Origin of the sequence: Pseudoalteromonas sp. MelDa3, from assembly GCF_002863625.1 — a bacterium.
GTDB lineage: Bacteria > Pseudomonadota > Gammaproteobacteria > Enterobacterales > Alteromonadaceae > Pseudoalteromonas > Pseudoalteromonas arctica.
The window spans coordinates 1-7,749 of sequence record NZ_PJBR01000251.1 but is presented as its reverse complement, the minus strand read 5'-3'; the positions used below and the strand labels follow the sequence as shown (position 1 = coordinate 7,749).

General features: G+C 38.9%; 8 protein-coding genes. 3 read left to right on the top strand and 5 right to left on the bottom strand.

Translation table 11 applies throughout. The features are described from left to right. Window positions 1-6 precede the first annotated feature (6 nt). Complete coding sequence (locus CXF89_RS20640) at window positions 7-1,389, bottom strand: Na+/H+ antiporter NhaC family protein (RefSeq protein ID WP_024591807.1); 1,383 nt, start codon at window positions 1,387-1,389, stop codon at window positions 7-9. A 317-nt stretch (window positions 1,390-1,706) separates the two neighbouring features. Between CXF89_RS20640 and CXF89_RS20635 the strand changes: the two genes are divergently transcribed. Both CXF89_RS20635 and CXF89_RS21500 read left to right on the top strand, forming a co-directional pair. Next, window positions 1,707-1,862 carry a hypothetical protein gene (locus CXF89_RS20635; protein ID WP_374703132.1) on the top strand — a complete coding sequence of 52 codons (156 nt, stop codon included), beginning with the start codon at window positions 1,707-1,709 and terminating at the stop codon, window positions 1,860-1,862. 332 nt (window positions 1,863-2,194) lie between these two features. Continuing rightward, window positions 2,195-2,413: a GNAT family N-acetyltransferase gene (locus CXF89_RS21500; RefSeq protein WP_257983253.1), complete on the top strand. Its 219-nt coding sequence runs from the start codon at window positions 2,195-2,197 to the stop codon at window positions 2,411-2,413. Window positions 2,414-2,471: 58 nt separating this feature from the next. Here CXF89_RS21500 and CXF89_RS20625 read toward each other — a convergent pair whose 3' ends face one another. From CXF89_RS20625 to CXF89_RS20615, 3 genes are read right to left on the bottom strand one after another with little or no spacing between them, the layout of a single operon-like run. After that, a complete protein-coding gene (locus CXF89_RS20625; RefSeq protein WP_024591806.1) occupies window positions 2,472-3,080 on the bottom strand; it encodes a PqiC family protein in 609 nt (202 codons plus the stop codon). Next, window positions 3,080-4,735: an intermembrane transport protein PqiB gene (pqiB, locus tag CXF89_RS20620; protein WP_007582433.1), complete on the bottom strand. Its 1,656-nt coding sequence runs from the start codon at window positions 4,733-4,735 to the stop codon at window positions 3,080-3,082. Before pqiB ends, CXF89_RS20625 begins: the two co-directional genes overlap by 1 nt. Further along, window positions 4,732-5,898: a paraquat-inducible protein A gene (locus tag CXF89_RS20615; protein WP_010553945.1), complete on the bottom strand. Its 1,167-nt coding sequence runs from the start codon at window positions 5,896-5,898 to the stop codon at window positions 4,732-4,734. Before CXF89_RS20615 ends, pqiB begins: the two co-directional genes overlap by 4 nt. Before the next feature lie 221 nt (window positions 5,899-6,119). Here CXF89_RS20615 and CXF89_RS20610 point away from each other — a divergent pair, with 221 nt between their 5' ends. Then, window positions 6,120-6,713: a type 2 periplasmic-binding domain-containing protein gene (locus tag CXF89_RS20610; protein WP_257983252.1), complete on the top strand. Its 594-nt coding sequence runs from the start codon at window positions 6,120-6,122 to the stop codon at window positions 6,711-6,713. A gap of 83 nt (window positions 6,714-6,796) precedes the next feature. Here CXF89_RS20610 and CXF89_RS20605 read toward each other — a convergent pair whose 3' ends face one another. Then, complete coding sequence (locus tag CXF89_RS20605; RefSeq protein WP_121955633.1) at window positions 6,797-7,612, bottom strand: thioesterase family protein; 816 nt, start codon at window positions 7,610-7,612, stop codon at window positions 6,797-6,799. Window positions 7,613-7,749: the final 137 nt, after the last annotated feature.

Sequence of the window (7,749 nt, the reverse complement as noted above, 5' to 3'; positions counted from 1 at the left end):
TAATATTTAAGCCATTATTAAAAAGCCTATAACAGCTAATGCCGCAGCAATTAGCGTGTAAGGCAATTGTGTAACGGCATGGCTCATTAAATTACAACCAGAGCCTTGCGCTGCGAGTACGGTTGAATCTGAGTAAAAACACGCTTGGCTACCAAAAGAAGAAGCCGATAATAGCGCACCAATGACCAGTGGTATGTTTGCATCAACCGCATTAGCCAGTGGCATAACAATCGGAATTGATACAGCAAAAATACCCCAACTCGACCCTGTTGCAAACGCTAAAATAGCCATTGAAATAAATACCACGGCTGGTAAATATGCTGCGGTCATATAAGGGCTTAAGCTACCAATAACAAACTGAGGCAAACCAATTAAGTCGCATACGTCTTTGAATATAAACGCCGCTATAACAGTACCAATAGCGGGGATCATACTTTTAAAGCCATCAAGCATGCGCTCAATCATTTCACTTACGCTCATTAATTTTTGTAGCGCATAAAACGGGAGAGTGACCGCCATTGTTGCTAGTAAGCCTTTGTATACGTCTATTTCAAAGTAAACAGTAAATGCGATTAGTAAAATAATCGGCACTAAAAAGTTACGTAATTTACCTTTAGGATCAGCGTCTTCAAAGTTTTCTTCAGCTGCTTTTACTGCGTATTCATCTGCTGTTTGAACGTTATTGTATTGAGCTGGATCGACTTGAGCTTGCTCAATTTGCGCCATTTGTTCTGCTTTTTTCATTGGACCAATCGCAGGAATAACACCCAACACAACAAGTAAAACAACAAGCACTGCAAACCACGCGTAAAACATGTACGGAATAGCTTGAATATAAACAGCAATACCTTTGCCTTCTTCAGCAATACCGTTATCTACCAATAAGCCACTAAAAAATACCGCCCAGGTAGATAAAGGGACAAGCACACAAATTGGTGCCGCAGTTGAGTCAACAACGTAAGCAAGCATCTCACGGCTAACTTTAAATTTATCGGTAATGCGTTTCATGGTTTCACCCACAGTAAGCGCATTTAAGTAGTCATCAATAAAAATAACCACACCTAAACAAAAGGTCATGAACAACGATGAACGCTTACCTTTGGTGTACTTAAGAGCTAGCTTGCCAAAAGCTGATGCGCCACCTGTGCGTACTAACAGTGCGATTAAAGCGCCAAAACCACCACATACAAGTATTAGCCAGCCGATGGTTTCGTCTGTCATTACTTTTAGCGATGTACTCGCAAAGTTAGTAAGTACCTGTGCAGGATCGGCTATAACTAAACCAACTAAAGCACCAATAAGTAAAGATAAAATAGGGCGGCGTAATACAACAGCCAATACAACCACCACTAACGGTGGTAGTAAACTCAACGCAGAAGGTTCAAGCATTTAAGTATTCACAAAATTAAAAGCATGCATAAAAATTAAATTAATTTTCAAGCCGCTTATACAAAAACAAAGAAGATGATAAGTTTGTTGTTAAATCATTTTCCAAGTCACTGCTTTTGTACGCGTGGGAGGGACACATAAACAGTTATGTTAAATAGCTGTTTAAATGAAACGCGTTGGCTTTGGCGCCAGACGGTGCAAGGAGTGCAAACCGCTATTGTTGTGCCTGTAAAAACATCGGCGCAAAAATAATCCGCTTTTTAATTTCAGTCAACAAAAAGTTACATGCAAAACAAAGTTTTTTAGAGGAACTTACATTGAACGCAGTATTTAAAACAAATCGACTGTTGTTGCGCCATGCAAATGAGTTTGATGCAGCTGTTTTACTTAAGCTAGTTAATCAGGCTAGTTTTATAAAGCACATTGGCGATAAAGCAATTTATACCCTTGATGATGCCAGTCGTATATTATAGGGCCTGTTTATCTTTCGAGGTTAAATTTGCAGCAGTATGTTTGGTATTTAGGCAAGGCAGAGCCTATGTAGTGTGGTTATTCCCCATAAATAGGCGATAACACAGCATAAATGCCAAACATGCGCTGCCCGAAGGGTTCTACCTAGGGGCAATTAACTCTTTGTTGCTCGGTTTTTACTTAGCCCACTAGGTTACAAACCTCACGCCGCGATTAAATCGCCCCTAGATTGAACAAATTTTAATCCTGAAAGGTCAACAGGCCCTAGTCATTTATTGCTTCTCATAAATACCAAGGCTTTGGGCCTTACGTTATTACTTTGCATAATGCTGTAGTGGTTGGCGTTGTTGGGTTTTATAAGCGAGCAGCGTTACAACAACCTGATTTAGGTTTTGCTCTTGTAAGTGGTTTTGAAAAAAAAGGCTATGTTTTTGAAGCGGCCAGCGCACTTTTGCGCCATAAGCATGAATTTGGAATTACAAAACTGTGTGCAATAACATCACCAGATAATAGGGCATCGCAGAATGTGTTGTTAAATTGGGCTTTAAAATAGAGGGCAAGGCGGTTATCAATAATGATAAAACCGCCGTAATTATATTTTCACTTAATGATTAAAGTCTTGCTTGTTCTATTTGTTTTGCAACATTTAGGTTTATATTTAGCCATATTGCTTCAAGTGTCGAAACCAGGCCGTCGTATCCATCATCATCAATAGGGACCAATTGCGAAAAGTTATGAATACTTATAAGGCGTCGGCCTGTTTCTGGGTGTGTGTAATATAAACGCCAAAGCCCAGAGATATCAGCATTACCTTTCATATCGCCATTAAAGTGGTGAATTTCGTATTCCAGTTCATAAAACGTTTGTTGATCGAGTTCAGTAATGACCGGTAAGCCCTTTATTACCATCCAATTTGGCATAGCATTAAAAAGAGCTTGCTGGGCTGTTGTAGTAAGCATTACATCCGGCGATTCGCCCCACAAGTTGTAATTAGCAGCATGAATTTGGTTGCTATCTATTTTCATAGCAATACCTAAATTATTTAGAGCACCTCTAAGTACAACTGTTTGTATTCTTAATTGTGCGTCTGTGTCTGTCACATTTCGAGACGATGCACCAATAGGCTGCTCAAACTGATAATACTGTGTGGCAGTTTGTATTGATGAACTACAACCTGCCAATAGTAATAATAAACTTGCAGTTAAAAATAACGATTTCATTATTGCTTCCTTGGTTTTGGATCTGCTGGTAATGATTTATCAAAAATTAGCATATTAGGTTGTTCGTTTAATCCGCGAGTTAGAGGCTGTAGGCCCTCACTTAAACGTTTAAACTCTTTTAATGTTTGCTGTATTTGATGATGAAGTTCAGAACCTGCTTGGTAACTGGCCATGGTTTTATCAAATTGGCGCATAGTTACTTCAAACTGCTCCATACTTTTTGTCATCTTTTCGAAGTTACGATTAAAGTCGCCTGGTAAGTTTTGTGTATCTTTTTGGCTTAGCAGCTCTCGCATTTCATTAGCAAGCGCTCGGTAATCGGTAAATGTGGCTTGCATTTGTTCTAAGCTATCTTCAACTTTTAAGTTATTTACTTTATTAAGTACGTCAGAGACTTGGTCTGCTAATACGGTTATGCCGCTAGAAATACTCGGAAAAACATCATACTGCACAAGTTTACCTAGGTGTGCTTGCGGTGCATCTGGGTATATATCAAAATCAACGTATACTGCACCCGTTAATAAATTACCAGGCTTTAACGAGGCGCGCATACCACTTTCAATCCAGCCTTTTAAACTACCTTGCCAATACTCTTTAGCTGAGGCACTGTCGTGATACAAGCGTCCGTATTCTACTTTTATAAGTACTGGAACCGCCGTATTATGGTTTCTAAAGTGGGCAGGTTTACCGTCAATAATTACATTGGCAGGGGTTTCAACAACAGTACCTACACGCATACCTCTATATTCGACAGGAGCACCTGTGCGTAGTCCTCGAACTGATTGTTCAAATTCAATGAGGTAGTAATCAAAATCGTAAAAGCGCTCTTCTAGCGCTTCTTTATAGCTTTGGCTTAATGAAAAGCTATGCCCATCTTGTGCTATTTCACCCGGGGCCTGTTGCTCAGGTAAGCCAACCGAAATACCGCCTTTTAAAAGTTTACTTAAAGAGCCCGTATTAATATTGATGCCATCGGCAGATAGGTCAATTTCAATCCCTGCGTTCACCCAAAAAATAGAGTTCATGGTGATGAGATTTTGATAAGGTTCTTTAATAAATACGCCGTACTTCATTGCTTGGTTTTCCCAATCAAAAGTGGCGGTTTCTATTTGCCCTATTTTGTAATTTTTGAAAAATATACCGGTACTCACATCAAGCACTTCAGCGTTGTAACTCATTAATTTGAAACGGCCACCTTTCACATCTTTACCAATGAGGGCGGGTTCGTCTTGTAATTTAAAACGCTCTTTTAGCTCTTTACTTTCACCGGGTGAAAACTCTAAATATACACCAGACAATAGCGTGCTCATTCCGCTAATACCCGTTTCATCAATGCGTGGTTTTACGACCCAAATTTTGGCATCATCGGTTAATAAGTTATTGTAGTTTTTGTCTATTTGCGCACGGGCAATAACGCTGTCTTGGGTGTCTGATAGTCGAACATGATCAATTTGACCTATTTTTACACTGCGCACTTTTATTTCAGTTTTACCTGCAATAATGCCCTCAGCTTGTGGCATTTCGATAAAAATTGTAGGGCCTTTATTTGCTTGGTATTGGTATAACATCCACATGCCCACTAACAGCGCAATTGCCGGAATGATCCAGATAGCGGAAATTTTCGGTTCTTTTGTTATTTCGGCAGTTTCGGTCATGCTTTGTTCTCTGATTTTTTGTTTTTAGGGGAATCCCACAACAAGCGTGGGTCAAAGGCATGGGCAGCCATCATTTGGCATATTACCATAACTGTAAAAAATACAATGCCTAATCCTGGTGTTACTGACATTAAATTACCCAGTTGAACTAAGGCAACTAAAATAGCAACCACGAATACATCTATCATCGACCATTTTCCAATAAATTCAGTAAGTTGATAAATTCGGGTGTAACTTTTTGTATGTCTATTGGCAGGTCTCGTTACCATAAAGCATAAAAAGCTCAATACAAAAGCTTTAGCAAGTGGCACCACAACGCTGGCTAAAAATATAATAGCGGCAATAGGGTAGGAGCCACTTTTCCAAAGAGTAATAACACCACCAATTAAAGTTGAAGGGGATTCATCCCCAAGACTAGTGGTATGCATAATAGGCAAAACATTAGCTGGAATATAACAAACAACAGAGGTAATTAGCCAAGCTGCTGCTTTTTGTACGCTGTAAGGATTTCTAACGTGCGTTTTTGTATGGCAACGCTGACAAATATTACCGGTACATAGTTGATGGCACACATGGCAGGCTTTAATATTTTCATCTATTGCACGTTTAGCATGCTCTGCGCCTTCGAGTACTTTTACAGGCTTTATTTGAGCCCATAAGCGTGGGCGATTTAAGTGAACAAGCGCAGCTATGTATAAAATAACAAACCCCACATAAGCCCAAAAACTCGTGCCAAAGCTAATATCAGCCAGCGACATGATTTTAACCATACTAACAAGTACGCCAATTAAAAATATTTCCGACATAATCCACGGTTCTAACGCAAGGGTGAACTTTAGTAGTCGCCTTGCTATGCCCTCTGGTAATGTTTTTAAAAGCCCAAGATGCAAAGGAATTAAAATAAGAAGCAAACCCATAGGCAGAGCAATAATGCTCAAATCAATAAATAAGCCAAGCAGTTCACTATCATAATTAAATAAAATTCGAGCCGCGTCGGGCAGAGTAATAGTTTGAGTAATACCACTACTGCTAAAAGAAATAAAAGGGTAAAACATACTGCTCAGCAGCATTAATAGTGCGCTAAAGCTTAGTGCAACTATACGACTATCGTGATTAACATCGGCTTCGCAAAGTTTATGGTGGCAATGTGGGCATATCGCCATTTGTTTTGCGATTATGCGAGGTATATCTATGATCAGATCGCAGCAGGGGCATACAGTTTGCAATTTAATACCAAGCAAGAAGAATATTTCTTCAATTTTGCTATATTTAATACATTAATACAACGCGTTCTGCCATCAAGCTGTTCGTTATATAAAGGAAGCGTGTGAAATATTATTTTTACTACATATTAATGTGGCTCTTTGTTTGCTCGCAAAATGCTGTGGCTATTAATAAAGAGCGAGAGATAATCATCGCTGCGAGCGCATCAATTCCACCCTATGTTTTTGTAAAAACGGACTCGGGTATACACCTAAATTTAATAAAAGCCGCGTTAAAGGCCAATGGATTTGCCAATATTAATGTGCAATATATGTCGAATAAACGGGCTGAGCATCAATTACATAATAAAGGAGTAGATATACTTTTAAATTATGCTGGAGGAATTAGTGCGGGTATTTATCCAAGTAAAACGGTACTTAGTTATGAAAATGTAGCTATTACACTCAAGCGAAATAAATATAACATTGATAAAATAGAAGACATGTTTAATAAAAACGTTCTTGCTTTTCAAAATGCAACGGCATATCTGCCTCCTATATTTAAAAGGAATGTTAAACACTTTAGCTCATATCAAGAGGTTATTAATCAAAAAGCGCAGGTAGATAAGCTGTTAAAAGGTTGGGTTGATGTAATTGTGTTAGATAAGCGTATTTTTACTATTATTACAATCGGCATAAATCCCCCGAAGCTGTACAAATTTACACATTATTTCCAAAAGCAGATCGACCTGCTTATTTTAATAACCTCGTTTTAGCTACTGAGTTTGATATTGGTTTGGCGCTCATCAAGCAAAATGGTACTTATAAAAGGATTGTTGATGAAGGCCAAACCCATTCATCAATCAAATAAAGCCACTGTTTGACGTGTAAGCGCTATTAGCTCACCCGACTGCGACCATATACAGCCATCCTCTAAACCGTAACCATCTTTTGAATGATGAGTGATTGCTTCAAAGCCAAGCCATTCTCCAGGTGTTAAGTTTGGCTCTTGCACAAATTCTAAATACCACGACATGCTACTTGCAGGAGCGGGTTGTTTAAACATTTGTAAAAGTGTTGGCGGCCATGCATCGGTCAATGCAATAACATGAGCCTCTGTAATTTGCTCTGGGGTGTGCTTAAAGCGCATCCAGCCACCTAAGTGAGAGGTTTCTGCACTACTAAATGGCATACCCCCTTGCTGTGGGCATAAATCAACATGCTGAAAAAATTCAGGCATCTGACCTTTTATAAAAGGTAATGTATGGCGCTCATCTACTGGCTTTAAACCCAAAGACTTCGAAACAGGCACATTAATACCCGACTCTCTACTTTTAGCAAAACACGCTTGTACAATTACGCACACTTGTTCATTTTGAATCGCTTTGGCGAGTACCTGTGTACTGCTTTTACCTTGGCGCAGTATTTCAATTGATAAAGAAAAAGGAGTATCGGCAAGTAATGGTCCTACAAAATTAGTACTGAGTGAAAGTAAGCGACGATCATCCGTTACCTTACCTCTGATTGCTTGATACAACAGTGCGGCTGAAAGCCCACCAAAAGCAGTTCTGCCTTGGCACCAGTTTTCTGGAAATTGCATTGTACTATTTAATTGTTCTGTATTGTCTGAATTTCCAATTTTTGAGGCTTGCTGAAGTAATTGTTCAAAATGCATAGAAGATATCCTTTTATAGTGCGATTTAATAAATTTATAACACAATCAAACTAGTCAGACCAGTAATTAAAAGCGACTCCAGCGGTGTAAAAATCATCATTCCTTACAATTATTAGGGTTATTTTGTAAATAAATCA